Here is a 20727-nt window from a genome sequence, read left to right as displayed (position 1 = left end):
ATGCAAACGGCAAGAGACAAGATCCGCGAACTGCGCAGCCTGCACGAAGACGGCCTGTTAAGCCAGCAGGAATTCGACAGCCGCAAGAACGCCATCCTGGACGCGGAGTACGCGCCGCCCGGCGGCAGCGGCACGCCCATGGCGCCGCCGGCGATACACATCCGCCAGGGCACCGAGATCGGACTGATGGTGGGCCAGGAGATCGGCCCGCAAAACCGCCGCTACCGCCTGGAACAGCTGATCGCGCAGGGCGGCATGGGCCAGGTGTGGCAGGCGATCGACCTGGCGACCCACGCCGAACTTGGTCATAGCGCGATGGTCGCGCTCAAGATCCTGCCGCCGCAGCTGACCCAGAGCGCCACCCACGCCAAGCTGCTGATCGAAGAAGCGACGCAGGCGCGCCGCCTGGCGCATGAACACATCGTGCGGGTCTACGAGTGGGCCCAGGATCCGGCCACGTCGAGCTATTTCATCATCATGGAATGCCTCGAAGGCGAAGACCTCGACAGCCTGCTGGCGCGCGAAGGCCCTCTAAGCCTGGCGCGCGTGCAGGAGCTGCTGGCGCCGATTTCCGACGCCTTGCAGTACGCGTGGGAAAAGCACAAGCTGGTGCACCGCGACATCAAGCCGGGCAATGTGTTCCTTACCAAAAAGGGCGAGGTCAAGCTGCTCGACTTCGGCATCGCCGCGCGCGCGCGCAGCAGCGCAAGCAGCATCGGCCTGGAGGCGCCAGGCAACTCGGGCACGGCGGGCTACCGCGCGCCGGAAGCGGGCACCCTGCAACGCCAGCCGAGCCGCTCGCTCGACGTGTATGCGGTGGCGGTGATGATCTACCAGATGGTGGAAGGTCACATGCCGTTCGACGGGCCGCGCAGCGCCGGTCACGAGCCGCCGCGCCCCGAGGCGCTGTCGGCGCGCGAATGGGATGCGCTGCGCAGCGGCTTTGCCTTCGATCCGGACCTGCGTCCGGCCACCGTGCCGGACTTGCTGGCCTCCCTGCGCGGGGCGGTGGGGCCGTCGCCGCAGGAACTGGCGGCGCAGCAGGCCGCGCAACAGGCGCAGGAACAGGTCGCGCACGCGGCGCAGCAGGCGGCGCTGCGTTTGCAGGAAGAGCAGCGCGCCAGGCAGCTGGCGGTACAGCGCAAGGCCGAGGCGGAAGCCGCCGCGGCAGCCAATCTGCTCAAGGAAAAGCAGCGCAAGGAGCAGGAGGCGATCGAACGCGCCGAAGCCGATGCGGCCAAGCGCGACCGCAAGGAGGCGCTGCGCCAGCAGTTGCGCGAGCGGCGCGAGGCCGATGCCGAAAAAGAGCGCAAGGCGCGCGAGGAACAGCAGCGCAAGGCCATGCAGGCCAAGGCGGTGGCGGCATATCGCGCCGAGCAGCAGCGCGCGCGCGAAGAGATGGCCGAACGCAGCGTGGCCGAAGTGGCGGCCGAACCCGCGCCCCAGTTATCGGAAACAGGCAGCCCCGTTGCCGACACCGAGGGCGTGCTGCGCGACCGCTTCCTGGACGGGACGGGCAAGGGGCCGGAGCTGGTGCTGCTGCCGACCGGGCGCTTCCAGATGGGCTCTCCGGAACACGAACGCAAGATCGCGATGCGGGCCGGCTCGCAGCAAGCGTGGGTGGAGCGCGAAACGCCGCAGCACTGGGTCGGCATCGAGCAGCCGCTGGCGATGGGGCGCTTTCCCGTCACGGTGGGCGAGTGGCGCCAGTTCGTGCGCGCCACCGGCTGGCAGCCGCACGGCGAGGTCAATTGGGCCGAGCCGGGGTTCGCCCAGACCGACGACCATCCGGTGGTGGGCGTGACCTGGCACGATGCGCAAAAGTACGTACGCTGGCTGAGCGAGAAGACCGGGCAGACGTACCGGCTGCCGAGCGAAGCGGAGTGGGAGTACGCTTGCCGCGCCGGCACCAAAACCGCGTTCAGCTTCGGCGACGAGATCGATACCAGCCTGGCCAACTACGACGGCAACTACACCTATAACGGCAGTCCCAAGGGCGAGTACCGCCAGGGCACCACGCGCGCCGGGCTGTTCTCGCCCAATCCGTGGGGGCTGTACGACATGCACGGCAATGTGTGGGAATGGGTGCAGGACACGGTGCACGACAATTACGAGGGCGCGCCGCCCACCGGCGAGGCGTGGGAGCAGGGCGGGGACCAGAGCCGGCGCATCTTGCGCGGCGGCTCGTGGCTGTACAACCCGCGCTATCTGCGTTCAGCGCTGCGCAATGGCTTCTCGGCGCAGCTGAGCAACGACATCGTCGGATTTCGGGTCGCGCGCAAGCTCGTGACGCCCTGACTACCGGGCCGCGATGCGGCGCGCTCTGCGCCATCCAATCAATCCCAGGCCAGCGAGCAGCATGGCATAGGTTTCCGGTTCCGGAACCGGAGAGATATCGTGTAATACCGAAGTCGAGCGCGCCTCCATGCCGATATTCACGAGACGTTCCGAATTGTCGCTTTGAACGGTGATGGTGAAGGTCTGCAGGCCTCCCTGTCCCGGTAGTTCTCCTGGTACCTCGGCATTGTGTTGGAAGTGCGCGTTTTGCTTGCCGATCCATACCGAGGCGTATGAGCTGGCCCAGCCATGGAGCGCGGGGCCGGTGTGGGTGGCGACGGTATTGATGTCAAACGAGATGCTCAGTAACGTATTTGGCGAGAGATAGAATGTCCGGTACAGATCAACGTGCGAGGTGCCGGAGCCGCGGCCGCTGCCGTTTATGTTGGCATTCGCGATGATCGCAAAACTGTCCAGGGAAGTGCCGCTGATGCCGGCGCCCACTTGCACATGCTTGGGCTGTGATCCTGGCGTTACAGTATTGAAGACAATCGATTGCTGGTCGAAGAAATCCACATCGGGGCTGTGCCGGGAGTCGTATTGTTCGTGGCCGGAGTCATGGTCCCGGACGCCGACGCTCAACCCGCTCCCTTGTGGTTCCCAGTAACCGGGCGTGAAGGAAGGCGAGTCGCCGTCAGTCAAGTCAAGGTCGATCAGCGTGTAGCGAATGTTCGAGATCGAGGAGGTGGACGTCGACGTCGATTGGGCTTGGGCGGGGAGGGCGGCGAGCAGGGCGGCCAACGGTAAAGCAAGAGCGGATTTGTACATTCAGGTGGCTCCGGGACGGTACGAATGGGTGGTTGTTCATTATACTTAAAATTGACTTAAAGATATTATTTCGATGCTTGCGCATCGAGACGGTGCGCGCCTGCGCTTCGGGCGCAGACATGGCACTTCCCGGCCCTGAAACAGCGCCATGGCCCCCCATTTCGTGGGATGCGCGCTGCCGCGAAAGGGTGTAAATTCCCCCAACATCCCCCCTCATCAAGAAGGAACCTCATGTCCATTACTGTCAAGCGCGATTTGTCGCAAGCGATGCGCCATATCGTCCACGTGCGCAACCACCTAATCCCGGCCGATGGCTCGGTCGAGGAGGGCGGCGCCGATGCCGGTCCGTCCCCGCACGACCTGTACGACGCGGCGCTGGGCGCCTGCAAAGCCCTCACCGTGGTTTGGTACGCGAAGCGCAAGGGCATTCCGGTCGAGGATATCGAAGTGAGCATCGAGCGCGATGCCAGCGAAGAGCGCAAGGGCGTGTACCGCCTGTCGGCCGCGCTGCAATTCGGTGGCGAGCTGTCCGACGAACAGCGCGCCGACCTGATGGCCGCCGCCGAAAAATGCCCCATTCAAAAGCTGATGACCGGCGTCACCACCGAGATCACCACCACCCAGGTGCAGCCATGAGCATCGCCTACTTTTTCAAGCCGCACGAGAAGGATATCGGCGGCGGCTTTCGCGTGCGCCGCGTGCTGCCGGCGGCGGCCAAGCAGGCGGTCGGGCCGTTCATTTTTTTCGACCACTTCGGTCCCATCGATGCGCCGGCCGAGGCCAATCACGATGTGCGCCCGCATCCCCACATCGGGCTGGCCACGGTGACCTATCTGTACGAAGGCGCGATGGAGCACCGCGACAGCGTCGGTTCGGTGCAGCGCATCGAGCCGGGCGCGATCAACTGGATGACGGCCGGCAGCGGCATCGTCCATTCCGAACGCACCCCGCTTGACCTGGCCGGCAAGCCGCGCCGCTCGCACGGCCTGCAGCTGTGGGCCGCGCTGCCGCGCGCGCACGAGGAAGACGCGCCGAGCTTTTCGCACACGCCGGCCAGCAGCATCCCGCTGGCGCAGCTCGACGGCGCGCTGGTGCGCGTGCTGATCGGCAGCGCCTTCGGCCAGACCTCGCCGGTGGCGACCTTCAGCGAAACGCTGTACCTCGACATTGCGCTCGACGCGGGCCGCAGCATCGAACTCGACGACCTGCCGCCGGAAGCGGCGATCTATCCGGTCTCCGGCGAGATCGCCATCGACGGCGAGCTGCTGGCGCCGCACACGATGGCGTATCTCGACGCCGGCACCGGCACGAGCGTGTACAGCAGCGCCGGCGCGCAGTTCGTGGTCATCGGCGGCGCGCCGCTGGACGGCCATCGCCACATGGTCTGGAACTTCGTCTCGTCGAGCAAGGAGCGCATCGCGCGCGCGTGCGACGATTGGGAGCGGCAGCGCTTCGACAAGGTGCCCGGCGAGACCGAATGCATTCCCTTGCCCAAGCGCTAACGGGAATATTGCGGCGTAACAGTGGTCTAAGCCTTCACGTCAACAAACCGTGGAGGCGATCGTGAAGATTCCTGATGAGCTGCAAATTCCTGCCATCGTTTTTACATTGCAAGCGGCGCTGCTGTTCGGCGTGGCCATGGTGTTCCGGGTACTTCTCCCCGGCGGCTGAGCCTGCCATACCGGCAGTGGGGCCGCATGCCGCTGCCGGCATCCTTTTCTTTTACAGAACATCCTCTTTTTCTTCCTTGACCGCTGCACATTTCCCGGCAAATGCGCCCCCACGCGCATCGTTGTGAGAATGCATATTCTATTTTGCATGCAAGAGAAATAAGGTTCCCGAGGAAGCTTATTTGTTACGCCATAGTCAAGCGCACCAATGCCTGCTTGTGTTTCCCCAAAACAACGTTTTTGTGAACTTGAAGAGATACTCGGTATCTAAATAGTTGCCCGTAGTCCACAATTCGTTCCCTGAATTAAGCAACCTATTGAGGAAAACGAATGAATCAACCACTGCGCCTGGCCCTGGTCACAGCGATCCTGGCAGCCTTCAGCGCGGCGTCGCACGCCGCCGATGCACCTACCGTGACGATCAGCGGGTTCGGCACTGCCGCCCTGACGGCCATCGATACGGATGATGTCGAATACGCACGTTTCAACCAGGCCGCCGGCGTGGGCAAGAGCCCGCGTCCGGGCGTCGATTCCAATTTCGGCATCCAGGGCACGGCCAAGATGAACGACTGGCTGTCGTTTACCGCACAGGGCCTGGCCCGCAAGAATGCACGCGATGCCTACGGCGCCGAACTGAGCTGGGCGTTCGCCAAGTTCAAGGTCAGCGACGAGATGTCGATCCGCGTCGGCCGCATCGGCATGCCGATCTACATGATTTCCGATTTCCGCCAGGTGGGTTACGCCAACACCATGATCCGTCCGGCCCAGGAAGTGTACCGCCAGATTTACGGCGATTCGTACGACGGCGTCGATGCGATGTATCAGCACAACTTCGGCGATACCACCGTGACCGCGCAAGTTGGCATCGGCAAGATGTCGACCAAGATTACCGACGATAACCGCGTACAGTACAAGCCGGCAACGACGATTCACATCGTGGCGGAAAATGGTCCGTTCACCGTGCGCTTCGGCCGTGCCGACGCCAAGGTCAGCGTGGAAGGCAGCGAGTCGCTCGACGGCTTGCTGGCCACCCTGCGCCGGGTCGGCATGAGCAATGTCGCCAACGACCTGGCGATCACCGACGTCGACGGTTCGTTCACTTCGCTCGGCTTTACCATGGACTACAAGAACTTCCTGGTCCAGAGCGAATACGCCGTGCGCAAGACCGACTCGCTGGTGATCCATGACACGAGCTCGTATTACACGATGCTCGGCTACCGCTTCGGCAAGATCACGCCGTACTACTATTATGGCAACATCAAGCAGGACAGCGACCGGTCCTACGCCGGCTTGCCGAGCACCGGCCCGCTGGCGGCACTGTCGGCTGGCGTGAATTCGGCCATGAAGGCCGGCCTGCAGTCGACCAATGCGGTCGGCGTGCGCTGGGACTTCCACAAGTCGGCCGCGCTCAAGGTGCAGATCGACCACATCAAACCACGCGATGGCACTGGCGCCTTCCTGAAGGCCAAGCCAGGTTTCAACGACACGGTCAACGTGTACGCCGCCGGCATCGATTTTGTATTCTAAGGAGAGCAGCATGAAGACAATCATCGGCAAGATGCTGCTTGCAGCTGGCTTGTGCGCGGCGACGCTGCCCGCCTTTGCGGAAATCGTGGTCATCGTCAACCCAAAGAACCCGGCCACGCGCATGTTCAGCGAGCAGGCTGCCCAGTTCTTCGTCGGCAAATCGGCCTTGTTCACCCCGGTCGAGTTCAATGAAGGCGCGGCCATCCGCACCGAGTTCTACAGCAAGGTGCTGCAGAAGGAACCAGCGCAGGTCAAGGCGATCTGGTCCAAGCTGGTGTTTACCGGCAAGGGCACGGCACCGAAGGAATACAACTCGGCAGCCGAGGTGAAGAAGGCGGTCGCGGCCGACGTGAGCGCCATCGGCTACATCGAGAAGTCGGCCGTGGACGATAGCGTGAAAGTCATCCTCACGGTGCAGTAAGCCATTGCAGCCCGGGCCTGTGCGCCCGGCGCGCAGTCGCATGGCGTTCCCGATTGCGCCGGTCGTTCCGGCCGGCGCATCTCCTCTCGCTGCATCTCTGCAGTAATCATCTTCCCCCCATCTCTCGCATTTGATTGCCAGGCGTAATGCACGCTTGCGCACCGTTATGTCTAAAACTTTTCCATTTGGCATGCCATAAAAATACCTTTCGCGAAGAGTGTTATTCGTTATGCTAGATTAAAGCGCACCAATGCCTGCCTGTGTTCCTTCAATACAACGATTTCGTTAATTTAGCCGTGATCGCGGTACACAAACTGTTACTCGTGGCCCACACTAGAGCTTCAGCACTAGCGAACACTTGAGGAGATAGAATGAATCAACCACTGCGCCTTGCCCTGGTCTCAGCAATCCTTGCAGGCTTCAGCATGTCGTCGCATGCGGCCGATGGCCCGACCGTGACGATCAGCGGATTCGGCACCGCGGCCCTGACCGCGACCGATACCGATGACGTCGAATTTTCGCGGCCGAATCAACAAGCGGGTGTGCGCAAGAGCCCGCGTCCCGGTGTCGATTCTAATTTGGGCATCCAGGGCACGGCCAAGATGAACAACTGGCTGTCGTTCACCGTGCAGGGTCTGGCCCGCAAGAATGCCACTGATTCGTGGGGTGCTGAACTGAGCTGGGCGTTCGCCAAGTTCAAGATCAATGACGAGATGGCGATTCGCGTCGGCCGCATTGGCATGCCGATCTACATGATTTCGGACTTCCGCCAGGTCGGCTACGCCAACACCATGATCCGTCCACCCACCGAAGTGTATCGCCAGGTTAACGGTGATTCGTTCGACGGCGTCGATCTGGTGTATCAACACAGTTTTGGCGACACCACGTTGACGGCGCAGGCTGGCATTGGCAATATGAAGGCGAAGGTAGTCGATGGTGCCAAGGTCACGTACAAGCCGGCGACGGCGATTCACATCGTGGCCGAAAACGGTCCGTTCACCCTGCGCTTCGGCCGTGCCGATGCCAAGGTGACCGTGGAAGACAACAAGGCGCTCGATGGCCTGCTGGCCACCTTGCGCCGGGTTGGCCTGACCCAGGTCGCACAAGACCTGAGCATTACCGATGTCGATGGTTCGTTCACCTCGGTCGGCTTCACAATGGATTACAAGAACATCCTGGTGCAGAGCGAATACGCGATGCGCCGCACCGATTCACGCATCATCGTCGACACCAATTCGTACTACGCCATGTTCGGCTATCGATTCGGCAAGGTGACCCCGTACTACTTCTATGGCGACACCAAGCAGGACAGCCCCCGCACGTATGCCGGCTTGCCGACCAGCGGTCCGCTGGCGCCCCTGGCCGCTGGCGTGAACGGCGTGGTCAAGGCGGCGCAGCAATCGACCAACGCGGTCGGCGTGCGCTGGGACTTCCACAAGTCCGCCGCGTTGAAGGTCCAGGTCGACCACATCAAACCACGTGATGGCGCCGGCACGTTCCTGAGGGCCAAGCCAGGGTTTAAGGACACGGTCAACGTGTACGCCGCCGGCATCGACTTTGTATTTTAAGGAGAGCAGCATGAAGACAACAATCGGCAAGATGCTGCTTGCGGCAGGCTTGTTTGTGGCAGCGGTGCCCGCCTTAGCGGAAATCGTCGTCATCGTCAATCCAAAGAATCCAGCCACGCGCATGTTCAGCGAGCAGGCGGCACAGTTTTTTATCGGCAAGTCATCGCTGTTCACGCCGGTGGAATTCAACGAAGGCGCGGCCATCCGCACCGAGTTCTACAGCAAGGTGCTGCAGAAGGAACCGGCCCAGGTCAAAGCCATCTGGTCCAAGCTGGTGTTTACCGGCAAGGGCACGGCGCCGAAGGAATACAACTCGGCAGCCGAGGTGAAGAAAGCGGTCGCGGCCGATGTGAGCGCCATCGGCTACATCGACAAGTCGGCTGTGGACGATACCGTGAAAGTCATCCTCACGGTGCAGTAAGCATCCACGGGCCGGGGCTTGCCCCGGCGCGCGGCAGCACAGGCACAAGGCCCTTGCGTCGTCCGGCAGGGCTTTGTCGTTTCTGGTGCGGAAATTTGCCGGCGCACGCGCGTATCTGCTAGGCTGGGCGACCGCGGCACGCCGCTCTCCACACCCATCCGATGACGCCACTTCCCGCCGCGCCCCCGACCATTCCCGCACCGGACGGCGTGCCTGCCTTCGGCCGCTTTGCCGGCGCCGCCGCGCGCTTCGACTGGGCCCGCCTGTCCGCGCCGCACGCGCGCAGCCGCTGGTGGCGGCGCTTCCACCACAAGCGCTGGCACTACACCGCGCTCGCGACTGATGAATTGTTTTGCGGCATTGCCATTGTCGATGTCGGCTGGACCAACACGGCCTTTGCGTATGTGTTCGAGCGCGGCCAGCGCGAAGTCGTCGCCGGTTTTTCGCGCGACGGCATTCCGGGGCTGACGGCGCACCTTGCCGATCATGCGGGCGGGCAGAGCCGCTTCAGCTTTGCCGGCAGCCGCGTCGACATGTCGGCAAGCCAGCTGTCGCTGCGCTGCAAGGGCTTGCGGATCGATGCTGCCATGGCGGCGCCGGGCGCGCCGCTGTTGCTGGCGGTGGGGCCGGTGCAGGGCGGGGCGGTGCATGCGACGCAGAAATCATCCGGCCTCGCGCTCACGGGCACGGTGCGCGTCGGCGCGCGCGCGTACCGGCTCGATGGCGGCGTTGCCAGTTTCGACTATTCAAACGGTTTGCTGGCCCGCAATACGGCGTGGCGCTGGGCCTCGGCGCATAGCCTGGAACTGGGCTTCAACCTGCAGGCCGGCTATTTTGGCGCGCACGAAAACGCTTTGTGGCTGGACGGGCAGTTGATCGGACTCGGCGCCGCCACGTTCGAGTTCACCGAGGGCGATCCGGCTGCCCCGTGGCACGTGTTCACCGACGATGGCTTGCTCGACCTGCATTTCACGCCGGAAGGGGCACGCCGCGAGGACAAGAACCTGCTGGTGGCGGCAAGCCGCTATGTGCAGCCGATCGGCACCTTTTCCGGGTGGGTGAGGGCGGGCGCGGATGGGCCGCGCCGTGCCGTGACGCGCCTGGCCGGGGTGACCGAAGACCACGCCTCGCGCTGGTAGGGCGCGTCGGCGCATGTTGCGCAGGGATAATAAGGAGCGGACGCGCGGGCACTGTGCCGGGCTTGCCCCCGGTTGAGCTCAGTGCGCGTGCCACCCCGTGTCGTTTCGTCATCGGACGATGGCGGCCCGTCATACTGCGGCGATGTCTTTTAAGATAGCGGCGAGCCTGTCGATGTCAACCGGCTTGACAAGATGGTGGGCAAAGCCGGCCGCCGACGTGTTTTCCTTATCGCTGTGCTGGCTGTAGCCGGTCACGGCTATGAGCCTTGCATGTCGCGTCTGCGGCAAGTCGCGCAGGCGCCGTGCCAGTTCGTTGCCATCGATGTCGGGTAATCCGATATCGAGCAGGCAGACATCCGGTTTGCATTCCTTGGCGCATTCCAGGGCCCGTAGCGAGCTGTATGCAAGCTGCACCTCGTAACCCATCGCGTCGAGGAGCATGCCCAGCATGTCGGCAGCGTCGGTGTTGTCGTCCACGACCAGGATGCGCAATGCGGCCGGCGCTTTGTGCGGGTACCTGTCTGGCATCGGTTCCTCGCCGGCCTGCAATGAATCCGGCACGTGCGGCAGCTGCACGCGAAACGTGCTGCCGTTACCGGCGCCTTCGCTCGCGCAGGTCACACTTCCGCCATGCAGTTCGACCAGGCTCTTGACAAGCGCCAAACCCAGGCCCAGGCCACCGGAAGTGCGGTCAGAAGTGCGTTCAGCCTGGGAAAACAGGTCGAACACACGCATGGACAGCGCCGCCGTCATGCCTATCCCGTTGTCGCGCACTTCGATGACGACATTTCCCTCCACGACGCTCGTTCTCACCACCAGATGCCCGCGATCGTGGGTATACTTGGCGGCATTGCCGAGAATATTGCCAACAACTTGGACCAGCCGCTTCCGGTCGCCCTCTACCAGGGTTGCTTGCTGCGCCAGATCGAGCGTGAGGTTCTGCTTGCGGCTCGTTATAAGCGGTTGAACCTGCTCGACGGCTTCGACCACGATATCGCGCACCTCCAGGAGGGCGGTGTGCAGCTTGATGCGCCCGCTCGTCACGCGCGACACGTCCAGCAAGTCGTCGATCAGCGCGGTCATGTGGCGAACCTGGCGGCTGATCACTTCGCTTGTCTGACGCAGGCGCGCCTCGTCAGGCTTGATCACTTGCAGCAACTGCGCAGCCGCACCGATCGGCGCCAACGGGTTGCGCAATTCGTGGGCGAGCATGGCCAAAAATTCGTCCTTGCGGCGGTCCGCCTCGCGCATGGCCAACAGGGCGTGCGCACGCTCGACCGCTTCCCAGGTACGGTCGGTAGTCTGGTACATCAGCTCGATGTCCTCGTCCAGCCATTGCCTCGGCTGGTCGTCATGCGCAAACATGAAACCGACCGACTGATCCTGGCGCCGGATAGGCACCGCAAGCGAGGCCCGGGCGCCAATGGCCGCGTGTGCCTGCGCGACCGCACCGGCTGTGCGCGGGTCGGTATCCATGTCGTGCACGACAATATGGCGTCCGGAGCGAAGCTCGTTCATCACCGATTGTCCATATTCGTCGGGCTCGGCGACGATGGCCGACAGCGGCGGCACGCGGTCCGGGTCGGCATACGTGGTGATCACCACGGCCCGATTGGAATTTTTCTCGAAGGTGACGTACCCGGTGCGCGGAACGCCGAGGAACGCGGCCAGTTCTTCGCTGGCGGCCAGCATCATCGCGTCGGGGTTGTCCGACAGGCTGCGCAAACGCTCGCCCAGCTTTAGCAGCACTGTCTGCCGCGCCTTGGCCGCTTCGAGCTCGCGCACCTTTTCTTTCAAGGCTGCACTGGCGAGATAAGCGCCCGTCACGTCATGTCCCTGCGCGAACACGGCGGACACGGTGCCGTCCGCATCCAGGACTGGCTGGAACACAAGGTCGACGTAACGCTCCGCCTGAGCCCCATCCTGCTCGCCCCTTAAGGTCAGACGCCGGTCGTGCAGCACGATTGGCTTGCCGCTGCGCGCGACCTCGTCCAGGATCGGCTCAAGACCTTGCCCGACCAGTTCCGGCAAGGCTTCCCACAGGGAATTTCCAATCAGATTGCGCCGTCCGACCAAGTGGTAAAAAGCATCGTTGACCATCATGAATACATGGTTGGCCTCGCTCAGCACGGCAATGAAACCCGGCGCCTGGTCGAACAGCGTCTGCAGCTCGGTGCGCTCGGCATTCAGGACCCGGGTCAATGCCTCATGCAACTGAAGGCGGGTGCGCTCTGCGATATCGGGAACCGTCTGTACGCTTTCTTTAAGGAAATAGCGATTTTTTGGTTTATCGAAACGGTACAGGTCGGTGACATCGATCGCGGTTTGCGCGATGAAGACGACCTCGCCATGCGTGTCTATCACCGGCGTATGCACCGCGCTCCAGAGGCGCGTTTCGAACGGCCCGTGTTCCAGGGTGGACAGTGGAATCGCGTAGCGCAGCAGTGGACTTGTGTGCGGCTGATGCGTTGCAACCGCGAGCTCGATCGATTTGCGTACCTCGTCGAGATTGGTCGACGCCGGATCGGCAGGGTTGGCCGGGAAGGCGTCGAAGATTTTCTTTCCGAGGAGCGTATCGGCGGTCGTGCCAGTGGCCTTGAGATAGGCCGCGTTTGCGCCGACCAATGTGAAATCGGGTGAAATCAGCAAGTAAGGATAGGGCGAAGCCTGGAATAAGGCCGCGTAGTCGAGGTCTTTGATCATGGAGCATTGTTGCAGAAATCAATCTTTGGTGACGTCCGGTTTACGTATCGTGGCCCGCATACGGGGCGATGCCCGCACCGGGTCCGGCAACGCGCCTGACACTGATGTAACGACGAGCTGCGCCTGAACCAGGCATCGGGTTGCCGACCGCAACGCTCATTCCGCTTGCACGCGTTGCAGCGTCGGCCCAGCCGGCCCGAAGGCTGCGCCAGGGGCGCAACATGCATATCTTTTTATCTTGACATCAAAATTCAATCGGCATATATTTCACATTCCGTATTTGGAAGCGTTTCCATAACCAGGAGAACGGTAAGTTACCGCTCTCCAATACATCCGAAAAACCGTGTGCACAGGCATGCGGCCCGGCCCGCAAGGAGACCGATGTCCGGCGTGCACCATTCACGCCACAGGCATGACGGCGCCTCGGCTTTCCCGCCCGATGCAGCCCGGGCCGCGCGCATCGCTGGGCGCCGGCTGCACGTTCCACCCGCATCTTGTCCGACCGCGCTTGCAGCTTGCGCAGCCTGGCACAGCGCGATGCCGACGCTGATGGAAGCGCTACCAAAGGGCTTCCGGCACGGTGCCGCATTTTATGAAGAGTAGTTACGAGGAGACATTGTGAAAAATCAAAACAACCAGCTGGTCAGCCGCAAACGCACATTCGTGCTGTCCGCCATCGCGGGCAGTATTCTGGCCATTTACGGCGCCAGCGCGGGCGCCAGCGTGACCAATCCGGTGATCGGCCAGCTGCTGTGGTCGGAAGAGTTCAACGGCCCAAGCCTCAATACCTCTTTCTGGACGCCGGACGATGGCAACGGTTGCCAGATCAATCTGTGTGGCTACGGCAACCAGGAATTGCAGTACTACAGCCCCAATAACCTGTCCATCGTGAACGTGCCGTTCGAGTCGAACTCGCGCGCGCTTGCCATCAAGGCCCAGCGGCAAACGGTCGGTAGCAATTCCTTTACGTCCGGCAAAGTGACATCGGCCGGCAAGGTACAGGTGCAGTACGGCATGATCGAGATGCGCGTGAGCACGCCGCCGCTCGGCACCGGTTTGTGGCCGGCCGGATGGTTGCTCGGTTCCAGCCCGCAAACCTGGCCGCGCAATGGCGAGATCGATATTCTCGAGATGGGCCATCGGGCCGCCTATCGAAACGGGGGCGCAGGCATCGATAACTTCGTCGGCTCGAACGTCATCACCTGGCAGCAAGCCGCCTGCGTGCCGGGCAACGAAAGCTGCGCCGCGTCGACGGCGTGGCAAACCAAGAACTGGTATATCGCACCGACCTCGATGGCGAACCGGTTCGTTACCTACCGTCTGTACTGGACCGAGTCGCAAATGCGCTTCACGATCGTCGATAACGGCGTCGAGCACAATATGTACGACAACCCGCTGCCGGTCAATTCGACCGCGCTGCAAGCGCCGTTCTACCTGCTGCTGAACATGGCGGTGGGCGGTAACTTTACCGATGCCGCTTCGCCGGGACAAGTCACCGCGCCCCTGCCGGGCACCATGTATGTCGATTACGTGCGCGTGTATCAGCTCGATGGCAAGGGATCGGTCAAGCTGGGCAGCCAGTCGACGCCGGAAGTGGGCAAGTTCGGCGTGTTCACCGATACCACCGCGGTCAATAACAAGCAGGTCGCCGGCACCAGCTCCGATGTCTTCGTGTGGAATACCGCGTCCATGTCCGCCGGTAATATCCCGCCGTTCGAGGGCAGCAATGTCATGGCCCTGAACTACACCGCGCCAAACCAGTGGTTCGGCGGCAGCGTGCAATCGCGCCAGGCACATGACATGAGCAATTTCAGGAACGGCAATCTGAAGTTCCGGATCAAGATCCCTGCCAATGTCGCGTTCAATGTGAGTATCCAGGATACCTACACCAACCAGAACGCGGTCAAGTTCCCGGCCAATGCAACCACCTATGGCCTGGTGCGTAACGGTGAGTGGGCGACGGCGACGATTCCGGTATCGACACTGGTAGGGCCGAAAGTCGCGTTGCAGTCGATGCTGGATCTGTTCCAGTTTTCGAGCGAAGCGACGCAATTGCCGGGCGCGCCGTTCCAGATGGCGATTGACGATATTGTGTGGGAGTCAGGTACGCCGACACCGACACCGACACCGACGCCAACGCCGACGCCGACGCCGACGCCGACGCCAACCCCAACGCCGACACCAACGCCGACCCCGACGCCAACGCCAACGCCGACCCCGACCCCAACGCCGACCCCGGTGTCGGTCAGCGCCACCCAGACCGGCCCGACAACGCTGCAGTTCGCAGTGCGCACGTCGAGCTGGGCGGACGTGCATTACACGGTCAACTCCGGTGGCCAGCAAAACCTGCGCATGCGCCAGGATGCCGGCAATAATACCTACGCGGCAGGTGGCCTGAAAGCTGGCGACGTGGTCAAGTACAGCTTTACCTACTGGGATACCACGCGCAATTATGCGGTCGATACTGCCCAGCAAACCTTCACGATGAAGTAATCGCGCAAGCGCGCAGACAGCAGGGCGTTCGCAGAGCTTGCGACGCCTTGCGTCTTTTTACTTGCTCTTGCCGGCGACCGGCGCCGCGGCGAGCCATTGTGCCGGTGCCTGAACCGCCGCCGGCTTGCTCTCGGGACCGAACACGGCTGAGATCGAGGCTGATGTCATTCCACGTGGCAGGGGAAGCCACTTGCCATCTTCGGAAACGAGCATGGGATAGGCCGGTTTCATGACCTTGATGCCATCCATGATGTGCGACATCAGGTAATTATCCAGCTCCACGCGTTCAGGCGTCAGGGCGCATGCGCGGGCGGCCGGCAAGGTGCGTTTCGTCCAGTATGTTTGCCATGCCTGGCCGGCATTGTCGTCGCACCTTATGCGGGCAACTTTTTCCAGCCAGGGGATGCCGCCACTCGAGCTATCCCGCAACGAGCCGGGGACGATGTAGAACGTCGTGTTCAGAGTCGGCGCTGCCTTGTGCAAGGCCTTTTCCAGCTGATTGCAGCCCGGACAATCGAGAGCCGAGAACATCAGGATTTTGCGTCCTCCGCCATTTCCATACGAGGTCTTGATCAGTTTGTCGTAATCGATGTTGGCCATGATCTCGGCGCGCAGCCCGGCCACTTGCTGTGGGGACATCGGGCGTGGTTTGCCGGGTTCCAGCCCGACGCTGCTGAACCCGCCAGCCTTGCCGGTCAGGGTTCCCGCCTCATTGGTGACCGAGATCAGGTTCCCTTTCGGGCTGTAAATGCCGTACAAGCCTTTCACTTGCGCCGGGACCATCTTGGCAGTCGACGCGTTCACGCCTGGGAATGTCACGCCCGCCCGGTCCATATTTGCGAAGAAATTAGTTTTCGCAGTGTTAGCATCGGCAAGTGCGCCGGCCGACATCGTGGCCGCAGCCAGGCCCAGCAAAGCGGTAAAGACGGGGCGCGCTATGCCACCCAGCGGCGCGCAGGAGGCGAATGCCATTCGTTGCGTGTTGGTTTTCAAAGAAACACCTCTTTTGAGATTGAAAATACGAAGTAGCGCGAATCGTGTAGAAGTTGCTTGTCAGCAAATCTTCTCTATGAAGCAATTCCCAACCGGCTATCGTCCTTTAAGCTTTACGCCCGATTGACGAATGTAATCAAAGCAATTCCTCTGCGCCGCGCTGCATATGCTCGTTGCGCTTCCAGGCGCCATGCAGCGTGCCACCCGCGAAGCACTTGAGATTGGTGTTACGAAATCTGGCGTACCATCGCGATACGGCCCAGTGCCTGTGCGCTGAAGTCTCAGTCCGCGGCGTCGAGCCAGAAAATGGCATAGGCCTTGGCAGGCGTTTTTTCTGTCGGCTTTTCGATCTGGATCTGGGCGCAGTCTTCCGCAACCAGGCTGCGCCAGTTGGGAATGCCGGCGTTGGCAAATACCGTGGTGGCTTTCGACGCGAGACTGATATCGAGCGCCAGGCGGGCATTGCGCGCCCCCATTTTGGCGTAATTCACGCCGCGCAGTTCAAAGCCGTAGGAGGTCAGCCATGGCTCCCACAGACCCGATTCCACTCCCTGCACGATGCGGCCCAACATATCCTTGAGCGGCAAGCCTTTCTTGATGACGCCACGCAGCGGTTCAAGCGACGGCGCCGTGCGCGCGTCGGTCGACAGCTTGCCCGCGCCGCGTTCCCCGATCGCCTTGATTTCCTTGGAAAAGGCTGCATCGCGTTCGGTGTAATCGCGCATCCGGGCGAAAAATTCGGTACTGATGAACGGATTTTCAGGCCGGCCGACTGGTTCCTCGGGTGCGCGTTTTACCGCAGGCTGTTTTTTGGTGGTCATAGTGTCAGTGCTTCATAGTCTTAGGTGGTAGGGCGTAGTTTAACCTATCGCTCACTTGCCAAGCAGCGCAAGCGATGCATTCCATTGCCCCAGCCACGGATGCAGGAAATCGTGGCCCTGGAATGCCCGTTTCAGTTGCGATACCGGCACCCGGTACAGATCGTTCATTCCCAGCGCCAGCGTCACCGGATTCCACATGGCGTGCTTCTTCGACTTCCTGGCGCTGCCTTTGATGCGCGCGCCTTCATCGCCGAAGATGCCGCCGGCGTCGTCGAGCGCCTTGCCGATATCGATCCGCAGCATGCCCGCGAAAGCGGCGATCACTTCGTCCCTGCTGATGCCCACCCGCGCCTCATGCGCCGTTTCCACTACCACCGGCTTGGGTTCCGCCTCGCGTTTGTGCCTGGCGACCAGTTTTTCCAGCTCCTTCTTGAGAAAGCGCAGTTCGTGCAGCTCGCGCCGGAAACCCGGTGGCGGCAGCTGAACCACGATCTTGTACGCGTCCTTGGTGATCGTGATCAGCACATCGTCGCTGCCGGCCGCCAGGCGCGCGGTGTCGCCTTCGAAGAAGATCGGCGCCGCATAACCGCCATTGGCGTCGCCGAACAAATCGGGATAACTGGCGTCGTAATCGAGCCACACATAGGGCGTGAGCGTCTGTTCTATCAGCCGCGCCAGGGTCCAGGGCGAGCCGGTTTGCTGTTCCAGCCACGCACAGGCTTGTTCTGTTGTCGCCCGAAACGGGAGTTCGATGATCGTCATTGTTTGTCCACTTACAGGAGTTCGGCGACCGGATGCCGGTCAATACCGCCATGATAGGCGATCCGGGGTATGGCCGAGCGTTTTGGGATGACCGCCCGCGTGAGATAATGGCCGGCATGACGCTCACAATCTCCAGGATTCTTCACGCCGGCTATGTATTCGAATGCGAGGGCACACTGATCGCTTTCGATCCGGTCTTTGAAAATCCCTTCAGCCGCAACTGCCACGCTTTTCCCGACGTCCGCTTCGACCACGCGCAGATCCGCGATGTGCGCTTCGATGCCGTCTTCATTTCGCATTTCCATGACGACCACTGTTCGTTCGACAGCCTGGATTTACTGGACCGCGCCACGCCCATCTACATCTACTGCCTGTTCGACGAATTGTTCGCCATGGTGCGGGAGCTGGGCTTCGTTCACGTTCACCAGCTGCGCGTCGACGCGCCGGTGCACATCGGCACCTTTGCGGTGACGCCGCGCGAGGCCATGGATGCGGACGTCGATTCGATGTTCCACATCCAGGCCGGCGGCCTGAATGTGCTCAATGTCGTCGATTCGTGGATCGATCCGGCGACGCTGCCGGCGCTGGCGCGCTTCGCGCCGTGGGACATGGTGCTGTGGCCATTCCAGACCATGCGCGAAATCGAGGTATTGTCGCCGTCGCGCGCCGCTCCCGCGCCACCCCGGCTGCCGGAAGAGTGGATCGAACAACTGACCGCGCTCAGGCCGCGCTATGTCGTGCCCAGCTCCTGCCAGTTCGTGCAGGAGCCATGGTCCTGGTATAACCACGCGTTTTTCCCGATTACGTACCGCCAGTTCGAGGACGAGGTGGGCGCGGCCTTACCAAGCGCGCGCATCGTCAGAATGAATCCATCGGTGTCGTTCGTGCTTGGCCATGATTCGCTCAGCGCCGCGCCGCCGTTAAGCTGGGTGGTGCCGGTGGGCGACCAGAATGTCGATTACCAGTACGAGGGGCACGCGCAGGCGCCGCGCACGGCCGATATCGCGCGCCATTTTCCGCCCTTGACCGCGGCACAGCACGAGCGTGTGATTAACTATTGCGAAGCGGGCCTGCTGGACAAATACCGGGATATGGAATTGCCGGAAGAGAGTTTTTTCGAGACGCCGCGCGTGTGGCGTTTATCGGTTTTCGACCATGAAGGGCAGGGCACGCATTTCCATTACCGCATTGTTGGCGACAATATCGAGCAGCTCGCCGGCGTGCCGGATGCCTTGTCGTGGACCACCGAAGTGCCGGTCGCGAGATTATATGCAGCGCTGGAACTGGGCGAGGCACTGACGTCGATGTACATGCGGATGAATGACGCGGTATTCGACGCCCGGACCGAAGCCGATCTGCAGGGTGCCGAACTGGTGGACGATCCCTTGATCCGCTGCCTGTTTAACGATGTCTTCGGCGCCTATCAGGCCGCGCAGCTACGCCGCATCAAGGAACGCGGCTAGCGAACCGCCGGGACAAGCGTCAGGCGGTCTGCATGTCCGCCACGCCGTGTGTCGATTTCAACGCCGAGCGCACGATCCAACATTCCGGGTACGACTCGCTGGCAAAGCGCGTATGGCGGGGAAACTGGGCCAGCCGGTCCAGCGCCGCCCCGGGGCTGAGTGCTGTTTCCTTGCCGGAAGCCGGGTCCAGATGCCAGAAACCGCCATTTTGGTGATAAATCACCGGCATCACCGACGCTCTCGGCGCCGCGCCAAACGGCGCCAGCGGGAAGCCCGGATGCCGCCCCGGTTCCAGAAAATAGAAACACTCCGCATGCGCACCCTGGTCGATGCGGTGCACGATCACGCCATGCGGCATGATGGCGGTCACATTCAGCTCCACAATCCCCTTGATGCTGGCCGACAGCTCGATGCGCATGCCCAGCCGCAGCGGCACCGGCTTGTTCTTGCCCGGCCACACGCCGTCGAGCAGGATGCCGTAGCGCGACACATCTTCGATCTCAAAGCCGTTGACGCCCGGGCGGATCACCGCGTGGCGCCCCGACAGGCGGCGCGTGAGGCCGTCGCGGTCCTGGCCATCGTCGCCGAAGTGGGTCAGCAGCACGTCCGCCTCGGGGTCGTACAGTTCGAACCGGCCCAGCACGCATTCCGCCATTGCGAACAGGCGCACCTGGCGCTGCGCCCCGGCTTCGGGCGCGGCGTTGACCAGGCAGGCGCAGGCGGTCGGGTGCGGGTGCGGATCGGAATGTGCGGGCACGTCGATTTCGATCAGGTCTTCGTCCCAGGCAATGGTCGAAAAGCCCAGGTCGACCTTGCCGGCCTTGGCGTCGAGATTCAGGTTGGCGATCGACGCGTTGCGGGCGTGCACGTCGATATCGAGGCGTCCGCCGCCGGCCTGGGCATTGACCCGGGCGATGGAAGCGTCGTCCGCCATCACGCGCACGTTTTTATGGGTCGACAGGAAGGTTTGGTGGATTTCCGTCAGGGTGGCATCGGGCCGCGGCACCAGGATCACCAGGGTGCACACCCATTTATGGCGGATGCGGCTGTCATGCAGGTTGAACAGCTCCACCTCGATGCGGTACTGCCCGTGTTCCTTGTTACGCGACGAAAATTCGATGAACAGCGGGCGCCAGTCGCCGCGCAGGGTGCGCACGAAGGAATGGCGCGCGTTGCCCTGCGCGATGAGTGCCGACTGCAATTGCATGGTCACCAAGGGGGCGCTGTCGGGCGGCATGCCGCGCAGCTCGACCTTGATGGCCTGGCGCCCGCCCGCCGCGCGCGGATCGAAACCGCTGATGTGCAGGTGAGGGCGCTGCAGCGCGGGTGGCGCCTCCTCAGGGTAGGAAAACGGCGCCGCTCCTGGCTTGGCCGTGGGACGCGAACTGCGCAGGGCGCTGATCAGTTCATAACTGGAATTCGCGGGCGCCGCCGGGGCCGGTACGCCCGATTGGGCATGGCCGTTTGAACAGGCGCTTTCCCCTGGCATGACCCAGAAGGTGCAGTGCGGATGAAGAGGATTGTTGCATTTTTTCATGGCAATACTCGCCGTTCATGAGTGTCAAAGCTTACGCGCTTTTATGGATGTGTGGCACGCGGAATGTATGTGCCTCACAACAATATTTGTGTTTTGAAACAGAG

At 62.3% G+C, this 20727-nt stretch carries 16 protein-coding genes; 10 read left to right on the top strand and 6 right to left on the bottom strand.

Annotated elements, in window-relative coordinates; genetic code table 11:
• Nucleotides 1–2298: an SUMF1/EgtB/PvdO family nonheme iron enzyme gene (locus CR152_RS26205; RefSeq protein ID WP_099879910.1), complete on the top strand. Its 2298-nt coding sequence runs from the start codon at nt 1–3 to the stop codon at nt 2296–2298.
• Here the strand turns inward: CR152_RS26205 and CR152_RS34415 are convergent, their stop codons facing one another.
• Entirely contained in the window at nt 2299–3105 is an 807-nt protein-coding gene (locus CR152_RS34415) for a PEP-CTERM sorting domain-containing protein (RefSeq protein WP_099879908.1), read from the bottom strand.
• Between the two features lie 231 nt (nt 3106–3336).
• Here CR152_RS34415 and CR152_RS26195 point away from each other — a divergent pair, with 231 nt between their 5' ends.
• From CR152_RS26195 to CR152_RS26165, 7 genes are all read left to right on the top strand, one after another.
• Entirely contained in the window at nt 3337–3741 is a 405-nt protein-coding gene (locus CR152_RS26195; RefSeq protein WP_099879906.1) for an OsmC family protein, read from the top strand.
• The gene (locus tag CR152_RS26190) at nt 3738–4607 is read left to right on the top strand and encodes a pirin family protein (RefSeq protein ID WP_099879904.1); all 870 of its coding nucleotides are present in this window, start codon (nt 3738–3740) and stop codon (nt 4605–4607) included. The genes CR152_RS26195 and CR152_RS26190 overlap by 4 nt, the downstream gene beginning before the upstream one ends.
• 498 nt (nt 4608–5105) lie before the next feature.
• Nucleotides 5106–6302: a porin gene (locus CR152_RS26185; RefSeq protein ID WP_099879902.1), complete on the top strand. Its 1197-nt coding sequence runs from the start codon at nt 5106–5108 to the stop codon at nt 6300–6302.
• Between the two features lie 10 nt (nt 6303–6312).
• Nucleotides 6313–6723 (top strand): hypothetical protein, encoded by a 411-nt coding sequence (locus tag CR152_RS26180; RefSeq protein WP_099879900.1) that lies wholly within the window; start codon nt 6313–6315, stop codon nt 6721–6723.
• Nucleotides 6724–7094: 371 nt separating this feature from the next.
• Nucleotides 7095–8291 carry a porin gene (locus CR152_RS26175; RefSeq protein WP_099879898.1) on the top strand — a complete coding sequence of 399 codons (1197 nt, stop codon included), beginning with the start codon at nt 7095–7097 and terminating at the stop codon, nt 8289–8291.
• Nucleotides 8292–8301: 10 nt separating this feature from the next.
• The gene (locus tag CR152_RS26170; RefSeq protein WP_099879897.1) at nt 8302–8712 is read left to right on the top strand and encodes a hypothetical protein; all 411 of its coding nucleotides are present in this window, start codon (nt 8302–8304) and stop codon (nt 8710–8712) included.
• 161 nt (nt 8713–8873) lie between these two features.
• Nucleotides 8874–9851, top strand: coding sequence for a DUF2804 domain-containing protein (locus tag CR152_RS26165; protein ID WP_099879895.1), 978 nt, complete (start codon nt 8874–8876; stop codon nt 9849–9851).
• Between the two features lie 129 nt (nt 9852–9980).
• Here the strand turns inward: CR152_RS26165 and CR152_RS26160 are convergent, their stop codons facing one another.
• On the bottom strand, nt 9981–12554 hold the full coding sequence (locus CR152_RS26160) for a hybrid sensor histidine kinase/response regulator (protein WP_099879893.1): 2574 nt from the start codon (nt 12552–12554) through the stop codon (nt 9981–9983).
• A 618-nt stretch (nt 12555–13172) separates the two neighbouring features.
• On the opposite strand from CR152_RS26160, the gene CR152_RS26155 reads away from it, so the two are divergent.
• Nucleotides 13173–15047, top strand: a complete 1875-nt coding sequence (locus CR152_RS26155) for a glycoside hydrolase family 16 protein (protein ID WP_099879891.1) — start codon at nt 13173–13175, stop codon at nt 15045–15047.
• A gap of 57 nt (nt 15048–15104) precedes the next feature.
• On the opposite strand, the gene CR152_RS26150 is transcribed toward CR152_RS26155, so the two are convergent.
• From CR152_RS26150 to CR152_RS26140, 3 genes are all read right to left on the bottom strand, one after another.
• Nucleotides 15105–16040, bottom strand: a complete 936-nt coding sequence (locus CR152_RS26150; RefSeq protein ID WP_157778743.1) for a thioredoxin domain-containing protein — start codon at nt 16038–16040, stop codon at nt 15105–15107.
• Nucleotides 16041–16321: 281 nt separating this feature from the next.
• Nucleotides 16322–16861 (bottom strand): hypothetical protein, encoded by a 540-nt coding sequence (locus CR152_RS26145; protein ID WP_099879887.1) that lies wholly within the window; start codon nt 16859–16861, stop codon nt 16322–16324.
• Nucleotides 16862–16912: 51 nt separating this feature from the next.
• Complete coding sequence (locus CR152_RS26140; protein ID WP_099879886.1) at nt 16913–17623, bottom strand: hypothetical protein; 711 nt, start codon at nt 17621–17623, stop codon at nt 16913–16915.
• 116 nt (nt 17624–17739) lie between these two features.
• Here CR152_RS26140 and CR152_RS26135 point away from each other — a divergent pair, with 116 nt between their 5' ends.
• Nucleotides 17740–19086, top strand: coding sequence for an MBL fold metallo-hydrolase (locus CR152_RS26135; protein ID WP_099882793.1), 1347 nt, complete (start codon nt 17740–17742; stop codon nt 19084–19086).
• 19 nt (nt 19087–19105) lie between these two features.
• Here the strand turns inward: CR152_RS26135 and CR152_RS26130 are convergent, their stop codons facing one another.
• Nucleotides 19106–20623, bottom strand: a complete 1518-nt coding sequence (locus CR152_RS26130) for an FHA domain-containing protein (RefSeq protein WP_229413593.1) — start codon at nt 20621–20623, stop codon at nt 19106–19108.
• Between the last annotated feature and the right edge of the window lie 104 nt (nt 20624–20727).

It is taken from the genome of Massilia violaceinigra (genome assembly GCF_002752675.1).
GTDB lineage: Bacteria > Pseudomonadota > Gammaproteobacteria > Burkholderiales > Burkholderiaceae_D > Telluria_A > Telluria_A violaceinigra.
The sequence above is the reverse complement of the archived record's forward strand: the minus strand, read 5'-3'. Positions and strand labels throughout refer to the sequence as shown.